We start from the raw sequence: 18874 nt of genomic DNA, 5'->3' as shown, positions 1-18874 counted from the left end.
CTCCGTTGCGGCGGAGACTAGCGCAGGGGCGGCACGACCTCTATTCGTAGAACTACGCTATCGGGAGAAGAGGATGGAGCAGGACCTGCTGGACAGCGATGACATGGCGGTGCTGGCCTTCGATCATGCGCCGGTCGGGCTGGCGGTCACCCGCAATCGGGTGATCGAGCGGTGCAACGCGCGGTTTTGCGAAACCTTCGGCTACGCCGAAGACGAGTTGCCGCAGCGCTCGCTCGCGGTGCTCTACCCGTCGCAGGAGGAGTTTCTGCGCATCGGCGAGATCGGGTTGCGGCGGATGCGTGAGACCGGGCGCTATGCCGATGAGCGGATCATGCAGCGCCGGAACGGGGCACTGTTCTGGTGCCGGGTGCGCGGGCAATCCCTGACGCCGGACGATCCTTTCGCGCGCGCGGTCTGGAGCTTTGCGGATCTCTCGGAATCGCGCCCCGTCGCCGATCTGACGGCGCGAGAGCGGCAGGTGGCAGCCCTTCTGGCCGAGGGGCAGACCAACAAGGAGATCGCACGGGTGCTGGAGCTGTCGCCGCGCACGGCAGAGGCGCATCGCGCGCGGCTGCAGGCCAAGCTCGGCGCGCGCAACACTGCCGAATTGGTGGCACGGCTGACAGGGCTGCCGCTGTAAGGCTTATTCCAGATGAAAAAGGGGCGCCCGAGCGCCCCTTCGAGTTCGCTCCCTCGTCAGGGATTGGGTTTGGGTTCCCGTGGGGCGCCGTTCTTGGGCGACAGTTTGCTCTGGATGATCGCGAGAGCGCTCGACAACGACGCGGCCTCACGCGAGCTTGTCGCCTCTTCGGGGAAGACGTAATTGCCGTCCGCGATGCTCTTGGCATCCCGTGCGAGCCGCTCGACCGGGCGCAGCAGCAGCTTGAGGAAGACCAGCGTCACGATCAGCATGCACAGCGCCGCCGCCGCGACCGTCGCCAGCGTCACCTGCGTCAGCATCGGAAGATCGGTCGAAACGTTGTCGCGGCGCAGGACCGCGAAAACCCGCCAGCCAAAATTGGGCAGCTCGTCCTCGACGAAATTCGGTGCGAAAGCATAGGTTTCCCCGTTCTTGTCGTCCACGATGTGGAAGACGCCGGAGGACTTGCTGCGCAGGCTCGCGCCCGATGTCAGATTGTCGGGGAGGGGGGTGCCGTGGTGACGGGTGTCGATCACGGTATCGCCGTTGATGTCCTGCACGACCACGTCGATGCCAAGCTCCTTGCTGGCTTCGAACAGGAAACTGCGCACCCACGCGATCCGCACGCGGTAGACCAGCACACCGGCCTTCTGTCCGTTCGCGCCTTTCACCGGGGTCGAGAGGTTCAGGTAACGCTCCGGCTCGCCGGTCTGCGCATTGGTGATCACCTCGGTGATGGAATCGATCGACGGCACGCGTATGCCGTCGCGGAACCACCGCTTGGAGCTGACATTCTTGCCGACGTCATAGCCGTTCGAGCCGGAGATGATCGTGCCATCGGGCGCGGCGAAGCCTGCCCAGGCGACCTGACCGCCGGTCCGCGAGACGGCGTCCATGAACCTGTCGATGTCGTCTTGCGTTGCAGAACCGAGGGCCCGCGCCACGGCGTGCATACTGTCCCATTCCCGCGTCAAAGCCGTGTTGAAGCTGAGCGCGATCGCGTCCGAGCCTCGGAGGACCAATTTGTGCTCGATAGCTACCTGGTACTCGTGGGCCCGGTCCGAGACGATCTTTGCGACGAAGACTGCAGTCGCGGCCACGACAAGTACCATCGCCATAGCGGTACGCAGGAAAATGCCCCCGAGATTGTGATTTCGACGCATGGTCATCCTCGTTTCAATCCTAAGTTATGTACAGGAGGGAACGCCTATAAGTCATAGTTAATGGTTAATTACGGCGAGAAAGTGGTGTCGGGTTGTTGTTGTGAACCTTTTTGCGGGACCGGGGTCAGGCCGCTTGCAAAGCGCAAATCGACGCCGAACACTCGCCATCGAAGGATACGCCTTGTTTCCGTATTGGACGGTGCTGAAAAACAAGAGTTTCCCTAAGGTTAAGGGGAATCAGAGGAGGCCGCCAAGGTCTCAGGCAGAGCTATACAGGATTCGCAGAATGCACAAGATTCACTGGCTGAGCGTCGCGGTCGCGACGTCGCTGACACTGTCGCTGGGGCCGGTCTCGCCCGCCCGCGCAGACGGGACGTTCTTGCAGGCCGATCTCGGGACGAACACCTCCGATGCGGTGTTTGCGATATCGCGCGGCAAGGTGAGTTTCGGCGCGAATTTCTCCGATTACGAGGGCGGCTGGTCGACCGGGGCCGTGGTGACGCGTGACTTCGCGCTTGGGGAAATCGGAACGCTGAAGGTCGGGCCCAGCATCGGGCGGACGCTGTCGGACGATAACTGGCGACTCGGGGTGCGGGCGGGACTGGAGCACTATTCGCCGACTCGTTTCGGGCATGTCTTCCTGCTGGCCCAGTACAACACGATCGATCAGGATTGGTTCGCGCTGTTTCAGGCCGGGAATCGCTCCGGTCTGGGGCTCGAGCTTTCGGCGGGGGGAAGCGACACTTATTCCGAGCGGACGATTGCGGTGACCCAGAAAATCGGCGACGGGCCGGTCTCGATCCGGGCTGGCTGGCGGGCCTTCGCCAAGGAAGCCTTCGTGGGTCTTTCCATCAACACCTATTGATGCCTGCCCTCGCGGGGTCACTCGTCCGACGAGTATTTCGGCAGGAAACGGCGGTAGATGTCGTGCAGGAGGGCGCCCGGGCGGACATGGCTGACGCCGGGCTCGTCGCCTTCCGCGTAGAAGCGCACGAAGAGCTGTTCGCGCTGCTCCTCGGTCGGGAGCAGCTGCAACCGCGCGCCGTCCCGCGTCTTCGCGATGACGTAGCACTCGATCGGGCCGGTGATCTGGTCGATCGTCAGTTTGCCGCGGGTCTGTTCCGGTAAGGTCAGGCCGCGAAGGCGCACCGTGTCCATCGTGAAGGAGGTCATCCAGACCCAGTATTCCACGCCGTCGGAGTCGAAGGAAATCCGCTCGGGCTTGTCCGCGACATGGATTTCCCGCCGGGGCAGCTCCACACAGGCGCGACAGGTCGCGGCGAGCAGGAACAGATTGTAGATGGTCCAGAACAGGATCACCCATTTACCGTCCCCCGCGTCGAAATAGGCGAAGCGATCCCAGATGATCCCGATCAGAAGGCCGCCCAGCGTCAGGAAAAGCAGGATCAGGAACGGCGTCATGATCCGCCACTGCACGACGACTTTCGACCGATCCCCGCCTTTCGCGGTCACCGAGAACGGGTGGCCATGGGGGCGCAGCAGACCTGTGAAGGCGGCGCGAGCGATCGGGATCGCGCCGATCAATTGGCTGACATCGTTCAGGATCGGCACGACCATACCGCGGCTGAGCATGTTGAGCGTCATCAGGCTCCACAGGTAGTAGACACCGAAATAGCTCAGTACGTCCGCGAGGCCCGCATTCACCACCGTGATGTTGAAATACCAGTAGAGCAGCGGATAGCAGATCGCCGCGATCCGGAAGGGGAAGGTCGTGGTCCAGTAGAGGATCGAGTCGATCACGCTCCAGCGGTCGCGCAGGCGCAGGTTGCTCTTCGAGAACGGTCCGAGCGAGGAGCGCGCGATCTGCATCAGGCCGAGGCACCAGCGGGCGCGCTGAGTGATGTATTCCTTGAGCCCTTCCGGGGCGAGCCCCTCGGTCAGCGGCTCGGCCAGATAGACGGTGCGCCAGCCCGCGTTCTGCAACGCCAGCGTCAGCATGAAATCCTCGGTCACGCTCTCGGTGTTAAAGCCGCCGATCTCGCGCAACGCGCTCCAGCGGCAGACCGAGGAGGTGCCGCAACAAAAGGCGATCCCCCAGCCGTCGCGCGACGGCTGCATCTGATCGAAGAAGAAACGCTGCTCGTCGGGATAGGAGCTGTCGAGGCGGAAATTGTGCTGGATCGGGTCGGAGTTGAAGAAGTGTTGCGGCGTCTGCACGAGCCCCACTTCGGGGTCGTGAAACAGCGCCAGCGTGCGTGAGATGAAGCCGCGATGGGGCACGAAATCCGCATCGAGGATTGCGACGAAGTCGGGCTGCACCTCTTCTTCGGCCAGCCGGTCCAGCGCGTGGTTGATATTGCCCGCCTTTTGCCCTTCGTTGTCGGCCCGGCGCATGTAGCGCACGCCCTTGGCCTCGCAGAAATCGCGCAGCCAGTCGCGGCGGCTGTCGTCGCAGACGATGATCGTCTTGTTGCGGTGACGCAGGAACTTCGCGCCCACGATGGTGCGTTCGAGAACGTCGCGATCCTCGTTATAGGTGGCGATCAGGATAGCGACGAGCGGCTCTCGCTCGGTCGGGAGATTGACGTATCGATCCGCGTCCTCGCTGCGCAGCTTGATCCGCGACAGGACCAGGAAGGCGCTGAGCGAGCCGATCATGGTGAGACCTTCGAGTGCATAGAGCGACCAGCTCGCCAGCGCGTCCAGCGTCAGGCCGGGCGGGGCGAGGGTCTCGGTTCCGCGCCACCAGATATAGCGCAGCGCCAGAACGGCGCTGATCCCCAGCAAGACCGCGCGGTGCCAGTTGCGCCGCGTGTTGACGAAGCTCGGCAGGATGGCCGTGATGCCCACCACGAGGATGAGCTGCATCGCCGCCGAGCCAAGCTCTCCCAGTTGCGGATAGAAGAACATGCCGTCCCGCCCTCAGCGCAGGAAGTCGAGGGGGCGGCGCTCGAAGAATACCCGCCCGGTCCGCCCCACGGGACAGTCGAGATCGGGATCCGATTTCAGTTCCGGGACGAGAAGGGTCACGTCGTAACGCTCGAGATGTTCCTTGTTCGGCGCGATCGCGAGATGCTGGTAGACATCCGCCGCGCCACTCCCTGCGAGCCGGGCGACCGTCGCGTCGTAAATCCTGTCGCGCGAAGCCAGTTTGAACGTCGCGGAATCGCCCACCTTAAGGCTGTTATAGACCCCTTCGCTCACCGAGGCGGTCACCAGCGGGACGTCGCAATCCACAAGCTCCATGATCGGATCGCCCCGCTGCACCGTCACGCCATCCGCCTGCAGTGTCTCCCAGTAGATCCCGTTCGCAGGCGAGGTCACATGGCTGGAGGACATCGTGGTCACCCGCGTCTGTTCCTGCGCGCGGCGGTCTTCCAGCGTCTTGAGGCGGGTCTGGGCCTCCGTGAGGTTCGCTTCGAGCGAGGCGATCGCCCCATCCAGATCGGCACCGCGCTGTTCGGAGCTCGGCGCGTCGTTATAGCCGTCGCCGAGAAAGACGCCCGACTTGGCCGCGTCGAGCGAAATTTCGAGCAGCGCCACGTCTTCGCGCGCCTGCATCAGAGGAGCGGTGTCCGTGGTGGCGGGCGGGGCGGTCTGCGCAACCTTGGTCGCGCTCGTCTCCGAGCCTTGCGCCTTCGGCTGGAGCCGGTCGAGCCGCGCGCGGGCGAATTTCAGCTTGGTCTCGATCTCGGCAATGCGATGTTCGCGATAAATCTTGGTGCGCTCGCCATAGGATTTGCGTTGCGCCCGTTTTGCGTCGAGATCGCTCTCGATACGATCGACGGTCGCCTGCGCGTTCGCGACCTCCATCCGCAGGTCGTCGAGCCGCGTCCTGTCGGGCAGGCTGTCATCTACAGTGGCAAGTCGTTCGCCCTTGGCGACATCCGCGCCGAGCGGGCGCTTCGGCATCGAAAGCTTGCCCGCAGTGCTACTGCGCACGGTGACGACGGGCGCATTGACGACGGCGTCGGCACTGACGCCCGACATCTGCTCTCCGACGATGACCCAAAGAGCGCCCGCGACGAGGACAAGGCCGATGACGGGGCGTAGCGTTTTCAATTCGAGGCTCCTCGAGAATGCGCGTTTCAGCGGGGCGGGGCGATGACGCCAGACAACTTATAAACGTAACGTAATTGCAAGATGCAACCCAAGGCCGATAGGGAAATTTGATCTGTGATCTATGCGCTATGCCCATGCGGCTGGCGGTGGCGGCAGCGGCGGCGTTGGGCGGGCGCCTTGTCTGAACTATCCGTCGATAAGATGAGGGCAATTCACGCGTCCGTGATATGCTTCTTCCTCTCAGGAGGAGGATTCATCCATGACCGACCCAGCCAACGCGCGTCGCTTGACGGCGGCCGATTTCGACCAGGAACTTCTCGATCTTTATGACTATTATGTCCATGGCAAAATCTCGAAACGGGAATTTCTCGACCGCGCGGGGAAATGGGCGGTGGGTGGCCTGACCGCCGTCGCGATTCTCGGGGCGCTCGCGCCGAATTACGCGCTCGCCCAGCAGGTGGCCGAGGACGATCCCGATATTCAGGGCGAGGACATAACCTATCCCAGCCCGAACGGCACCGGCGAGATCACCGCCTATCTGGTGCGCCCGACGCAGATCGATCCGGACAATCCGCCGGCCGCGATCCTCGTCGTGCACGAGAACCGCGGCCTCAATCCCTATATCCGCGACGTCGTTCGCAGGCTCGCCAAGGCGGGGTTCGTGGCGATGGGGCCCGATGGGTTGTCCTCTCTCGGCGGCTATCCGGGCAATGACGACGAGGGGCGCGAGATGCAGCGCAGTCTCGATCAGGGGGCGCTGCTCAATGATTTCTTCGCGGGATTCGAGTATCTCCAGACGCTCGACGGCACCAACGGCAAGGTCGGCGCGACCGGATTCTGCTATGGCGGGGGCGTGGTGAACAAGCTCGCTGTCGCCTACCCGGAAATGGGCGCGGGCGTGCCGTTCTACGGGGCCGCGCCCGACAGCGCACAGGTCGCAATGATCGAGGCGCCGCTACTGATCCAACTCGCCGCGCTCGATCAGCGCATCAATGCGATGTGGCCCGAGTATCAAAAGGCGCTCGAGGAAAACGACAAGCGCTACGAGGCTTATATCTATCCGGGCGTGAACCACGGGTTCCACAACGACACGACGCCGCGCTACGACGAGGCCGCCGCTAAGCTGGCAGAGGAGCGCATGATCGCGTGGTTCCGGACCTACCTCGCCGGGTGATCTGCCGCGCTTGCGACGTGCCGGGGGTGCGCTCGGATTTGGCGCGTGCTACGCCTCTCGCAGATCCGCGCCGAAGCGCGGAGCGGCACAAGAGGGAGAGAGGCGCGCGCATGAGAAACGGTGGTCAACTTCTGGTCGAAAGCCTCGTAGGGCTCGGTGCGCGCAAGGCGTTCGGGGTGCCGGGCGAAAGCTATCTCGCGGTGCTCGATGCGCTGCACGACACGCAAGGCACGCTCGATTTCGTGCTGTGCCGTCAGGAAGGCGGGGCGAGCTTCATGGCCGCCGCATATGGTAAGCTGATCGGGGAGCCGGGCATCTGCATGGTGACGCGCGGCCCCGGGGCGACCAATGCCTCGATCGGGGTGCATACCGCGATGCAGGATTCCGCACCGATGATCCTCTTCGTGGGACAGGTCGGCACCGATATGAAGGGCCGCGAGGCGTTTCAGGAGCTCGATTACAAGGCGGTTTTCGGGACGATGGCGAAATGGGCGGTCGAGATCGACCGGGTCGAACGTATCCCCGAAATTCTGTCGCGGGCCTGGACGATGGCTGTGAGCGGGCGGCCCGGCCCTGTCGTGGTTGCGCTGCCCGAGGACATGCTGACCGCGATGACCGAGGCCGCGCCGCTTGGCGCGCCCGTCCGGATCACCGAGCCGCAGCCCGATCCGACGGCGATGGGCGAACTGCGCGAGATGCTCGCCGGGGCCGAGCGTCCCTTGATCCTCTACGGTGGGTGCAACTGGCGCGGGGACGGCACGTCGCCCATTAAGTTCTTCGCGGAAGCTTCTGATATCCCTGTGCTTTCGGTCTTTCGCTATCAAGACCAGTTCGACAATAATTCACCCGTTTTCTGTGGCGATGCGGGCGTCGGGATGGCGCCGCATGTGAAGCGTCTGATGCGCGAGGCCGACGTGATCCTCGCGATCAATGCACGCTTTGGCGAGAATACGACCGACGGCTACACGCTCTTGGATGTGCCGCAGCCCGCGCAGCGGCTGATCCATGTCCACGGCTCCGATCTGGAGATCGGCAAGATTTACCGTCCCGAACTTGGCATCCATGCCGGGCCGAACGCCTTTGCGGCAGCGCTCGGCGGGCTGGAGCCGGTCAAGGGTGACTGGGCTGACTGGCGGGCCGAGGGACGGGCGGCCTATGACGCTGGCTTCGATCTGCCGGAGCTGCCCTCGCCGGTCGATATGGGCGAGGTCTGCGCCTATCTGCGCGAAGAACTCCCCGAGGACATGATCCTGACCAACGGGGCGGGCAATTTCGCGGTCTGGCCGGGGCGGTTCTTCCGCTTCGGGCCGAACGCCACGCTGCTCGCGCCGCAATCGGGCGCGATGGGCTACGGGGTTCCGGCGGCCATCGCGGCCAAGGTGGCGCAGCCTGAGAAAACAGTGGTCTGTTTCGCGGGCGATGGCGATTTCCAGATGACCTCGCAGGAGCTTGCCACCGCCGCGCAGGCGGGCGCACAGCCGATCATTCTGATCCTCAATAACGGGATTTACGGCACGATCCGCGCCCATCAGGAGCGCAATTATCCGACCCGCGTGTCGGGCACGACGATGGCGGTGAACCCGGATTTCGCGGCGTTGGCGAAGGCCTATGGCTTCCACGGCGAGCGGGTCGAGCGGACGGAGGATTTCGCCGCCGCCTTTGAACGTGCGCGGGCGTCCGAGACCGGCGCGGTGCTGGACCTCGTGATCTCGCCCGAGGCGCTGACCCCGCGCCAGTCGCTCTCGGCGATGCGTTCGGCGGCACTGGAGGCGGGCAAGGGGCGCTGAGCGCCTGCCGCCTCAGAACGTCTCGACCCAGGGGCGCAGCGTGATCTCGTTTGTCCAGGCGCTGCGATCCTGCTCGATCAGTTGGCGGTAGGTCTTCGCGATCGCCTCGGGGCGCAGCATCGAGCCGGGCTCGTCCGGCGCCTCGCTGCGACCGGGGTTGAGGATGATTCCGTCGATATTCACCCAGGCGACATGGATACCCTTGGGGTGCAACTCTCGCGCCATGCTCTCCGCCAGCCCGCGTTGCGCGAATTTGCCCATCGCGAAGGGGGCGGAGCGTGCGAAGCCTTTCACCCCGGCGGACGCTCCGGTGAACAGGATCGTGCCGCGAGTGCCGTCGGCGGGCTCCGCCGTCAGCATCCGGCGCGCGGCGTGTTTGCCGGTGAGAAACGCCCCGATCGCAGTGATCTCGACGGCGGCGCGGACCTCTTCGGCGTCGAGCTCCGCAACCGGGCCGCGCACCCGTCCCGAGGGGTTGTAGACCACGACGCGCGGCGGCTCTGGCAGAGCGTCGAACAGCGCCGCGATGGCGGCCTCGTCGGTCGCGTCCAGCTGCACCGTGCGCGCACCGATTTCCTCGGCCAGCGCCTGCATTCGCACGGTGCTGCGGGCCGCGAGAGTCAGGTCATAATCGGGCGCAAGCTCCCGCGCCACGGCGGCGGAAAGCCCGTCGCCCACCCCGATGATCACCGCCTGTGCCTTGCTCATGGCCTGTCCTCCTTGCTCGGTTTCGGTCCCCGCGCGCGCCGCGGATGCCCTATGACATAGTCCGGTGCGACAGTGGCCCAAACCGGGCCTCGCGTCCGCGCCAGCCACAGCTTACCCGAAAAGTTTAAGATGCGAGCGCCAGATCACGATCGGGCAGACGGCCCCGAAATCGGCGAGCCCGGTTATCGACCAGATCAGCAGCCGGCCCGGCCAGTGGCGGCGACCGGCAGATGATCGGTCAGCAGGATTGCCTGCAGCAGGTCGCGGGCGCGCCGTAAGCAGCGCCACGCCCACGCCCTGCGTACAGGCCCGGCTGACCGTTCTGTCTTCAGGCCACGCGGCGCCAAGGCTGCGCAGGGAAGTGCACGGCCTCGCCGGTCTCGATCGAGCGTTGCACGGCCTGACCGATCGCGACCGCGGCCCAACCATCTTCCAGTGTGACCTCGGGTGCTGCGCGCTCCCCGCGCACGAGAGCGAGGAAGCCGACATGCTGGTGATAGGTGGAGCCGTTGTGATCGCCAGCGGCGAGCAATTCCTCGGGCACGGGCAGCTCGCGCTCCACCGGGCCCTTCGGATCGCGCGGCGAGATCACCAGCTTCGGTACCGGCGGCAGCCCCAGATGCTCGGGCCAGAAGCGGGTCGGGCCGGGCACCAGCGCCTCGATCTTGCCGTTGGGCCCGACGGCGGTGACCTCCTCCTGATAGCGCGCGCCCTCGGCATACATGCACAGTTCCAGCATCGCCCGCGCGCCGTTCTCGAATTCCACGATCGCGAAGCCCGCGTCGAGGATGTCGGGTGCGCCGTCCTCGGAGACGTGGTTCACCGGCGCAGGAGCCGAGGCCATGACGCGCACCGGCTCGGACTTCAGCGCGAGGCGCATCAGGTCGAAGAAGTGGCAGCATTTCTCGACGAAGGTGCCGCCGGTATAGCGATTGAAGCGGTTCCAGTTGCCGACCTTGAACAGGAAGGGGAAGCGGTGTTCGCGGACCGTGAGCATAGTGATCCCGCCCGTCGCTGCCTCGGCCTCCTCAAGGAAGGCGGCGATCGGCGGCATGTAGCGATATTCCATCGCGACCCAGACCGGGGCGGGGTAGTTGTCGCGGAAGGCTTGCAGCCGCTCGGCATGGGTCGGGTCGGTGAAGAGCGGCTTTTCCACGAGCACCGGCAGCGGGCGTGTCGATGCGATTTCTTCGAGCTGTTCGAGATGGCGGAAATTCGGGCTGGTGATGACGAGGCAGTCGAGCGCCTCCACCGCCAGAAGCTCCGCCACCGACGCCACCATCTGCGCCCTCGGCGCGAGCGTCTGCGCGGCCTGCGCCATCTCCGCGTCGGGCTCGAAGATCGCCGCGACCTCCGCCCCGTCGAGCAGTGCGATATTACGCAGGTGTTCCTGTCCCATCATGCCGCAGCCGATCATGCCGTAGCGAACGGGTTCCGTCTTGGTGGCGCTCATCCGAGCCTCCTCATCTCATGCGTTGAACGTAATGCGCGCGGCTGGTGTCGAACCATGTGCGCGAAAATTCGACCGGGGCAGACCCGTCGGCCCAGCTGAAGCGCTCGATATAGCCAGCGGTCTCACCGGGGCGGCAGTCGAGCTCCGACGGCCCCCAGTCCGGCATCGGGGCGAAGCTGACCCGGTCTTCGGCGCTCGCGATCCAGAAACCGAGCGCGCGTTGGTAGTAGGCGTAAAGCGAGTCCTCGAGATCCTCGGCTTTCACCTCGCCCTTCGAGGCGTCGAGCCAGATTTCTTCCGCCGCGACTGGCGTCTCATCGAGGAAACGCAGGCGGCGCACCCGGCTCGCACGCGAGGCTGTGCCGAAGGCAGGCAGATCGGCGGGCTTGTCCATCACGTCGACCGAGAGGATGCGGGCATTCGGGAAGCCGCCGCCCGAGAGCAGTTCGATCCGCAGCATGGAGTAGAAATGGTCGCGCAGGTTGCGGGTGCGGATGTAATTGCCCGAACCTTGCACACGCTCCAGCAAGCCTTTCTCCTCTAGATCCTCCAGCGCGCGCCGCAACGTCCCCACTGCGATCTTCAGCTGCGCGGACATCGTCCGTTCCGGGGGCAGGCGCTCCCCGTCGGTGAGTCGTCCCGCCGCGATATCTCGAATCAGCATCTCGGAAATCTGCTGATAGATCGGCAGTCCGGTGCGCTCTGACCCTTGATTTGCCTGTGTCACTTGGTCGCCCCAAAAATTGATACAGTATTGATCTATATCAAGGCGGCTGCTAAGTGAAGGGAAATCGAACGGGAATCGCGAGGGAGGAACGCATGACTGTTGTGCCGGTAAGATCGGCCGATCTCGATGCCGCGGAGGTGTCCTGGTTCTCGGCGCTATGCTCGGATGATTATCGCTATCTGGGCCAGCCCGAAGGCGATCTGCGCTCCAGCTGGGCGCATTGCTCCGACATCGTGCGCGAAGCCGAGCGGCAGGGGTTCCGCAACATCCTGTGCCCGTCGAGCTATCAGGTGGGGCAAGACACGCTGAGCTTCGTCGCGGGTGCCAGCCAGATCACGAACCGGATGAATTTCCTCGCCGCCGTGCGCTGCGGGGAGATGCAACCGATCATGCTGGCGCGGACCATCGCCACGCTCGACCACATGCTCGAGGGGCGTCTGACGGTGAACATCATCTCGTCCGATTTCCCGGGCGAGAAGGAAGAGAGCGAATTCCGCTACCAGCGCTCGCGCGAAGTTGTGGAGATTCTCAAACAGGCCTGGACCCGCGACGAGATCAATTACGAAGGTCAGATCTACAATTTCAAAGGCCTCACCACCGACCCGGCGAAGCCTTATCAGCAGGGCGGCCCGCTCCTTTATTTCGGGGGCTATTCCCCGGCGGCGGTCGAGCTGTGCGCAGAGCATTGCGACGTCTACCTGATGTGGCCCGAGACCAAGGAAGAGCTGGAAGGCCGGATGAAGGTCGTCAACGAGGCCGCCGAGCGTCATGGCCGTGTGCTCGATTACGGGCTGCGGGTCCATGTGATCGTGCGCGACACCGAGGCAGAGGCGAAGGAATACGCGCAGGAGCTGGTGTCCAAGCTCGATGACGAGGAAGGTCGCAAGATCCGCGAGCGGGCGCATGATGCAAGCTCGCTTGGCGTGTCGAAACAGGCGCGCAACCGCGAGATCGCGGATGAGAGCGGCTATGTCGAGCCGAACCTCTGGACCGGGGTCGGGCGCGCGCGCTCTGGCTGCGGTGCGGCGCTGGTGGGCTCGGCCGATCAGGTGCTCACGAAGCTCGAGGAATATCGCAAGATGGGCATTCGCGCCTTCATCCTCTCGGGCTATCCGCATATCGACGAGGCCCGCCAGTTCGGCCGTCTCGTGATGCCGCATCTCGACACGGTCTCGCTGCCCGAAGTCTATGGCCGCGTCCCGATGGGACCGCCCGCAACACCGCTCGCAGAAGGGGAACGCCGTTAATGGAAAAGATCGACCTCACCTCCGACGTGGCGCTCAGCCGGATCGTCTATGGCATGTGGCGCCTCGGCGACGATGCCGATACATCGCCCGCCCATGTGCGCGCCAAGATCGACGCCTGTCTGGAGCAGGGGATCACCACCTTCGACCATGCCGACATCTATGGCGGCTACACGGCGGAGGGCATCTTCGGCGCGGCGATGCGCGAGGACCCGTCGCTGCGCGATCAGATGGAAATCGTCACGAAATGCGACATCATCGTCTCGGCGGGGCGTCATTCCCACCGCAAGGTGAAGCACTACGATACCTCGCGCGCGCATATCGAAGCCTCGGTCGAGACCTCGCTGCGGGAGCTTGCCACCGACCGGATCGATCTGCTGCTGATCCACCGCCCCGATCCGCTGATGGATCATCACGAGACAGGCGCAGTGCTCGATGATCTCGTAGCCTCGGGCAAGGTGCGTGCGGTGGGCGTGTCGAACTTCCGCCCCTGGGACTGGGAACTGCTGCAATCGGCGATGAAGACGCCGCTCGTGACCAACCAGATCGAGATCAGCCTCGGCTGCCTCGCGCCCTTCACCAATGGCGACCTGGCCTTCCACCAGCGTCAGTCCCAACCCCCGATGGCATGGTCGCCGCTGGGTGGCGGCGCGCTGATGACAGGCGAGGGCCCGGTGCAGGCGGTGCTCGACGAGATCGCGCAGGCGCAGGGCGTCGATCGCGCAGCTGTCGCGACCGCTTTCCTGCTCGCCCATCCGGCGCGGATCATCCCGGTGATGGGCACCAACAATCTCGAGCGCATCGCGAAGCTCTCCGATGCTTTGAAGGTTCAGATCGACAGGGAGACGTGGTTCCGCCTCTACGAGGCCGGACTCGGTCAGGAGGTCCCATGATGAACGCCACCCGCCAGTTTACCCCGCGCACCTTCGTGCCGGGCCCCGAGAACACCCGCCTGCTGCGCGACGCCTTCGGGCGGTTTGCGACAGGCATCACCATCGTGACCGCCGCCAGCGAGAATGGCCCGGTCGCGATTACGGCGAACAGTTTCTCTTCGGTTTCGCTCGATCCTCCGCTGGTGATCTGGGCCCCGGACCGCAATTCGCGACGTTTCGTGCATTTCGAGAAGGCCGAGCATTACGCGATCCACGTGCTCGCCGCCGATCAGGACGATCTCTGCTTTGCGACTACGAAGAACGCCCACGCGCTGCTCGATCACGCCTATCACCTGAACGATCACGGCGTGCCGCTGATCGACGGTTGCCTCGCGCGGTTCGAATGTCACCGCGTGGCCTGTCATGAGGGCGGCGACCACCTGCTGGTGCTGGGTCAGGTCGAGCGCGCGGTGATGCGTGACGATGGCGATGCGCTGGCCTTCTACCGCGGCCAGGTGCGGCGCATCGAGATGAACTGAGACGGCACATATACGGCCTGGGCCGCGCAGGAGGAGCGCGGCGCCGGGCCTTCAAGGGATCGCGAGGGAGGAAACGCGCGCATGACCCTGCTGACAATCCTGGCCAGGCCGCTGGTCCGGCTGAACGACATCCTGCTCGCGATCGGACGCTGGGCGGGCGTCGTCGCAGTGGCGGCGATGGTCATCGCGATCCTGATCCAGATCTGGTTTCGCTACGTGCTCAACAACGCGCTGCCCTGGCCTGACGAGGCGGCGCGGTTCTGCATGCTCTGGATGGGGGGGCTGATGGCGCCCTCGGCCTTCCGCTCGGGCGGGTTCGTGGCGATCGACATGCTCGCGGCGATGCTGCCGAAGCTCGTCGCGCGCGGCCTGACGCTGGTGCTTCTGGTGTTCTCGCTGATGGTCTCGGTCGCGGCGCTGAAACTCGGTTGGGACGGGATCACCGGCTTTGGCGGCAAATTCGCGACCGCCTCTCTCTGGGTGCCCGACAGCCTGACCTTCGACGCCTGGATCCGTGTGCCGCGCAGCTGGATGATGGCCTCGCTCGTGGTGGGCTTCGCGCTTCTGGTGCTGGTCAATATCGAGCTGATCCTGCGCAACCTGCTGGCCCTGCGCACCGGGGACGACCCGCTGCCGCCCGTGCTCGCGATCGCTGGAGGGGCAGAGTGATGCTGGTCTGGTTCCTTCCGCTTTTCCTCGTCCTGATCCTGATCGGCTTCCCGATCTTCTTCGCGCTGCTCGCGGCCCCGGGCGCGATGCTGCTCCTGAACGGGCAGGAGCGCGACTTCGCGCTGCTTTACCGCAACCTTTACAACGGGATGGACAGCTTCCCGCTGCTTGCCATCCCGTTCTTCATGCTCGCCGGCGAGATGATGAACTCGGGCGGCATCACGCGCCGTCTGGTGGAATTTTCCGAGGCGATGATGGGCCATCTGCGCGGCGGCCTCGCGCATGTGAATATCCTGTCCTCGATGCTGTTCGCGGGGCTTTCGGGCTCGGCGGTGGCCGATACGTCCGCGCTGGGCTCGATGCTGATCCCGGCGATGGAGCAGCAGGGCTACACCCGTAAATTTGCCGCTGCGATCACCGCGGCCAGTTCGGTGATCGGGCCGATCATCCCGCCTTCGGGCATCATGATCATCTATGCCTATGTGATGGGCCAGTCGGTCGCGGCGCTTTTCCTTGCGGGGATCGTGCCTGGCGTTCTGGTCGGTGTCGGGCTGATGGTGATGGTCAAGTTCATGGCCAACAAGCACGGGTTTCCGCCTGCCTCGAAGAAACACACATGGCCCGAGCGGGGACAGGCGAGTTTGCGCGCCTTCTTCCCGCTGATGACGCCGGTCATCATTCTGGGCGGTATCTTGGGCGGCGTTTTCACCCCGACCGAGGCCGCCGCGATCGCCGTGGCCTACGCGCTGATCGTCGGCCTCTTCATCCTGCGCACGCTGCGCTGGAGCGACCTGCCGCATATCCTGATGCGGGCGGGGCTGACGTCCTCGGTGGTGCTGCTGCTCGTGGGCGCGGCGATGGCGTTCAAGACGGTCGTCAGCCTGTCGCACGCCCCTGAAGCGCTGGCGGAGTTCATCCTCGGCCTGTCGCAGAACCCGCTGATCCTGCTGTTCCTGATCAACATCCTGCTGTTCATCGTCGGGATGTTCCTCGACGCGGGCCCCGCGATCATCGTGCTGGGGCCGATCCTCGCGCCGATTTTCACCGGGCTCGGGGTCGATCCGATTCATTTCGCGATCATCATGAGCGTGAACCTGACCGTGGGGCTCGCCACGCCGCCGATGGGGCTGGTGCTGTTCGTGGCCGCCGCGGTGTCGAAGGAACGGGTGGAGACCATCGCCCGCGCGATCCTGCCGTTCCTCGCGGTCGAAGTGGCCGTGATCTTCCTGATCACCTACTTCCCCGCGATTTCGATGACCATTCCCCGTCTGACGGGGTTCGCCAACTAAAACGATACTGAAGCATATAGGGAGGAAATGATGCTCAGAACTTTCGTGAAATCGCTTGCGCTGGGGGCCGTGCTGGCCTCGGGGCTCGGCATGGCCGCGCAGGCTCAGGACGATACGATCACGCTGCGCGCGGTCGCCAACTCGAACACGAATGACGAGGATTACGACGGTCTCGTCGTGTTCAAGAACTATGTCGAGAACGCCTCGAACGGGAAGATCAAGGTCGACCTCTTCATCGGCACGCAGCTGTGCTCGAACGGGGCAGAGTGCCTGCAGGGCATCGCGGATGGCTCGCTCGACATCTACATCTCGACCTCGGGCGGGGCTGCGGGGATCTTCCCCTATGTGCAGGTGCTTGACCTGCCGTATCTGATGCCGAACGACCGGGTCGCCGAAGAGGTGCTGACCCATACCGACTTCACCTCGCAGCTGCGCAAGATGGCGCTGGCGGACAGCGACAACATGATCCGCCTGATGACGATCGGAAACACCGGCGGCTGGCGCAACTTCGCCAACACCAAGCACACGGTCAAAACGCCCGAGGATCTGAAAGGCATGAAGATCCGCACCATCGTCGCCGACCTGCCGCAGGAGCTGGTGAAAGCGATGGGTGCCTCGCCGACCCCGATCCCGTGGCCGGAACTGTTCACCGCGCTGCAGACCGGCGTCGTGGACGGCACCAAGAACGGCATCACCGACATCATGAACATGAAATTCCCCGAGGCCGGACTGAAATACGTCACGCTCGACGGGCATGCCTACATGGCGGCGCTGTGGTGGATGAACAACCAGAAGTTCAAGGACATGTCGCCCGACATGCAGCGCGTGATCGTGGACGGGTTCGCGGCGCTCCAGCAGGCGACCTTCGCTTCGCCGAAGCGCAAGTCGATCGCCGCCTATGAGGAGTTCAAGAAGGACGGCGGCGAGATCTACGTGCCGACGCCCGAGCAGAAGAAGCAGTTCCAGGATGCGGCGCAGCCGGTCTATGGCTGGTTCAAGGACAACGTCCAGAACGGTGGCGAAGTGTTCGACGACCTGCAATCCGCGGTCGACGAGGCTTCGAAGACGGTCGATGCCGAGCGCGCGAGCGAACTGGACTGAGCCTTCGCGCTTTGAAATGAGAGACCCCGCGCCACCCGGCGCGGGGTCTTCTTTTTGGCTCACTTTCGGTGAGGTAGGGTTCGCTCAGGCCGATAGCCACCGCTCGAGCTTGCCGCTATCCGGCAGGCCGCCCGTATGCACCAGCTTCCCGTCGACCGAGACGCCGGGGGTCGACATCACGCCTGCCATGGCGATCGCGCGGGGGTCGGTAACCTTCTCGACCGACACCTCGATGCCGAGCTTGGCGGCCGCTTCCTTGACCATCTCCTCGGTCTTTTCGCAGCGCTTGCAGCCGGGGCCGTAAACCTTGACGTCCTTCATATCTTTTCTCCTTAGAACAATGCGTTGAACAGGAAGCCGACGGCAAGGATCCCGCTGGCGACGACCCCGATGAACACCGCGATCAGGCGCAGTTTCAGGACCTGACGCAGGATGATCATCTCGGGCATCGACAGCGCGATCACCGACATCATGAAGGCCAGAACCGTGCCGAGCGCCGCGCCCTTGCCCAGAAGCGCCTCGACGATCGGGATGACGCCAGCGGCGTTGGTGTACATCGGTACGCCCATCAGCACCGCCGCGGGCACCGACCACCACGTGCCCGAACCCATGATACGCACCATCAGGTCTTGCGGCACATAGCCGTGGATCAGCGCGCCCATCGCGATACCGATGATGATCCAGATCCAGACCCTGGAGAAGATCTCGCGCACCGCCTCGAGGCCAAGGCGATAGCGGTCGGTCATACTCAGTTCGTCGCTCTCGACCGCGCCCGGGGTGGTCGCGCCGGAATGGATGTCGCGCACCCAGTCCTGCAGCCAGCCCTCGACATGGAGCCTGCCGATCACCCAGCCCGCGACGATCGCGATGGCGAGGCCGAAGCCGAGATAGACCAACGCCACGGGCCAGCCGACGAGGCCGATGAGCAGGATCAGCGCCACTTCGTTGACCATCGGGGCTGCGATCAGGAACGAAAAGGTGACGCCCAGCGGGATGCCTGCGGAGACGAAGCCGATGAAGAGCGGCACTGCCGAGCAGGAGCAGAACGGCGTCAAGACGCCCAAGCCCGCCGCCATCACGTTGCCGACGCCCTCGCGCTTGCCCGAGAGAAGCGCGCGGGTTTTTTCCGGGCTGAAGAAGCTGCGCACGACCCCCATCGCGAAGACGATCAGGGTGAGCAGCATCATCACTTTCGGGACGTCGTAGAAGAAGAAGGCCAGCGCCTCGCCAGTATGCGTGTCGCGAGTGACCGGCAGCAACGAGACGATCCATTCGGAGAGGGCCGGGAGCTGTTGGTAGATCCCCCACCACGCAACGAGGCCTGCCGCGACGACCACGCTCCACGCCCAGCCGGGCATCCCGCCATGCGGGGTTTCATGCTGTGTCACACTCATGTCGCGTTCCCCTCGAAGCTCGTTCGGTGAGGGGGGCGCAAAACGCGACCCGGTGCCTCATCACGGGCAGATTAGCGCCGGGGGCACGGGT

Annotated in this window: 18 protein-coding genes; 10 read left to right on the top strand and 8 right to left on the bottom strand. The window is 64.5% G+C overall.

What is annotated here, in order from left to right:
• The first annotated feature begins 103 nt into the window (after window positions 1-103).
• On the top strand, window positions 104-640 hold the full coding sequence (locus B6V75_RS03985) for a PAS and helix-turn-helix domain-containing protein (protein WP_088719385.1): 537 nt from the start codon (window positions 104-106) through the stop codon (window positions 638-640).
• A gap of 56 nt (window positions 641-696) precedes the next feature.
• Here B6V75_RS03985 and B6V75_RS03980 read toward each other — a convergent pair whose 3' ends face one another.
• Complete coding sequence (locus B6V75_RS03980; protein ID WP_168174439.1) at window positions 697-1803, bottom strand: cache domain-containing protein; 1107 nt, start codon at window positions 1801-1803, stop codon at window positions 697-699.
• Between the two features lie 286 nt (window positions 1804-2089).
• Between B6V75_RS03980 and B6V75_RS03975 the strand changes: the two genes are divergently transcribed.
• The gene (locus B6V75_RS03975) at window positions 2090-2668 is read left to right on the top strand and encodes a hypothetical protein (RefSeq protein ID WP_088718803.1); all 579 of its coding nucleotides are present in this window, start codon (window positions 2090-2092) and stop codon (window positions 2666-2668) included.
• Between the two features lie 17 nt (window positions 2669-2685).
• Here the strand turns inward: B6V75_RS03975 and B6V75_RS03970 are convergent, their stop codons facing one another.
• Both B6V75_RS03970 and B6V75_RS03965 read right to left on the bottom strand, forming a co-directional pair.
• Window positions 2686-4674 (bottom strand): cellulose synthase catalytic subunit, encoded by a 1989-nt coding sequence (locus tag B6V75_RS03970; protein WP_088718802.1) that lies wholly within the window; start codon window positions 4672-4674, stop codon window positions 2686-2688.
• A 12-nt stretch (window positions 4675-4686) separates the two neighbouring features.
• Window positions 4687-5826 (bottom strand): HlyD family efflux transporter periplasmic adaptor subunit, encoded by a 1140-nt coding sequence (locus tag B6V75_RS03965; RefSeq protein WP_075774645.1) that lies wholly within the window; start codon window positions 5824-5826, stop codon window positions 4687-4689.
• A 259-nt stretch (window positions 5827-6085) separates the two neighbouring features.
• Between B6V75_RS03965 and yghX the strand changes: the two genes are divergently transcribed.
• Window positions 6086-7000 (top strand): YghX family hydrolase, encoded by a 915-nt coding sequence (gene yghX, locus B6V75_RS03960; RefSeq protein WP_075774646.1) that lies wholly within the window; start codon window positions 6086-6088, stop codon window positions 6998-7000.
• Window positions 7001-7110: 110 nt separating this feature from the next.
• Window positions 7111-8787 carry a thiamine pyrophosphate-dependent enzyme gene (locus B6V75_RS03955; protein ID WP_088718801.1) on the top strand — a complete coding sequence of 559 codons (1677 nt, stop codon included), beginning with the start codon at window positions 7111-7113 and terminating at the stop codon, window positions 8785-8787.
• A 12-nt stretch (window positions 8788-8799) separates the two neighbouring features.
• On the opposite strand, the gene B6V75_RS03950 is transcribed toward B6V75_RS03955, so the two are convergent.
• From B6V75_RS03950 to B6V75_RS03940, 3 genes are all read right to left on the bottom strand, one after another.
• Window positions 8800-9495, bottom strand: coding sequence for an SDR family NAD(P)-dependent oxidoreductase (locus B6V75_RS03950; RefSeq protein ID WP_088718800.1), 696 nt, complete (start codon window positions 9493-9495; stop codon window positions 8800-8802).
• Window positions 9496-9823: 328 nt separating this feature from the next.
• Window positions 9824-10948, bottom strand: a complete 1125-nt coding sequence (locus tag B6V75_RS03945) for a Gfo/Idh/MocA family oxidoreductase (RefSeq protein WP_088718799.1) — start codon at window positions 10946-10948, stop codon at window positions 9824-9826.
• 10 nt (window positions 10949-10958) lie between these two features.
• Window positions 10959-11675 (bottom strand): GntR family transcriptional regulator, encoded by a 717-nt coding sequence (locus tag B6V75_RS03940; RefSeq protein WP_088718798.1) that lies wholly within the window; start codon window positions 11673-11675, stop codon window positions 10959-10961.
• 92 nt (window positions 11676-11767) lie between these two features.
• Here B6V75_RS03940 and B6V75_RS03935 point away from each other — a divergent pair, with 92 nt between their 5' ends.
• The 6 genes from B6V75_RS03935 (at window position 11768) to dctP (ending at window position 17389) form a co-directional block, all read left to right on the top strand.
• Window positions 11768-12922, top strand: a complete 1155-nt coding sequence (locus B6V75_RS03935) for an LLM class flavin-dependent oxidoreductase (protein ID WP_075774650.1) — start codon at window positions 11768-11770, stop codon at window positions 12920-12922.
• The gene (locus tag B6V75_RS03930; protein WP_088718797.1) at window positions 12922-13812 is read left to right on the top strand and encodes an aldo/keto reductase; all 891 of its coding nucleotides are present in this window, start codon (window positions 12922-12924) and stop codon (window positions 13810-13812) included. The genes B6V75_RS03935 and B6V75_RS03930 overlap by 1 nt, the downstream gene beginning before the upstream one ends.
• The gene (locus tag B6V75_RS03925; protein WP_075774753.1) at window positions 13812-14330 is read left to right on the top strand and encodes a flavin reductase family protein; all 519 of its coding nucleotides are present in this window, start codon (window positions 13812-13814) and stop codon (window positions 14328-14330) included. The genes B6V75_RS03930 and B6V75_RS03925 overlap by 1 nt, the downstream gene beginning before the upstream one ends.
• Window positions 14331-14411: 81 nt before the next feature.
• The gene (locus B6V75_RS03920) at window positions 14412-14999 is read left to right on the top strand and encodes a TRAP transporter small permease subunit (protein ID WP_088718796.1); all 588 of its coding nucleotides are present in this window, start codon (window positions 14412-14414) and stop codon (window positions 14997-14999) included.
• The gene (locus B6V75_RS03915; RefSeq protein ID WP_075774653.1) at window positions 14999-16288 is read left to right on the top strand and encodes a TRAP transporter large permease; all 1290 of its coding nucleotides are present in this window, start codon (window positions 14999-15001) and stop codon (window positions 16286-16288) included. Before B6V75_RS03920 ends, B6V75_RS03915 begins: the two co-directional genes overlap by 1 nt.
• Window positions 16289-16318: 30 nt before the next feature.
• On the top strand, window positions 16319-17389 hold the full coding sequence (gene dctP / locus B6V75_RS03910; RefSeq protein ID WP_088718795.1) for a TRAP transporter substrate-binding protein DctP: 1071 nt from the start codon (window positions 16319-16321) through the stop codon (window positions 17387-17389).
• 84 nt (window positions 17390-17473) lie between these two features.
• Here the strand turns inward: dctP and B6V75_RS03905 are convergent, their stop codons facing one another.
• Window positions 17474-17710 carry a thioredoxin family protein gene (locus B6V75_RS03905; RefSeq protein ID WP_088718794.1) on the bottom strand — a complete coding sequence of 79 codons (237 nt, stop codon included), beginning with the start codon at window positions 17708-17710 and terminating at the stop codon, window positions 17474-17476.
• An 11-nt stretch (window positions 17711-17721) separates the two neighbouring features.
• On the bottom strand, window positions 17722-18747 hold the full coding sequence (locus B6V75_RS03900) for a permease (protein ID WP_088718793.1): 1026 nt from the start codon (window positions 18745-18747) through the stop codon (window positions 17722-17724).
• Window positions 18748-18874: the final 127 nt, after the last annotated feature.

It is taken from the genome of Thioclava sp. F1Mire-8 (assembly GCF_002213165.1).
GTDB classification, from domain to species: domain Bacteria; phylum Pseudomonadota; class Alphaproteobacteria; order Rhodobacterales; family Rhodobacteraceae; genus Thioclava; species Thioclava nitratireducens.
This window is presented reverse-complemented; position numbering and strand designations above follow the sequence as displayed.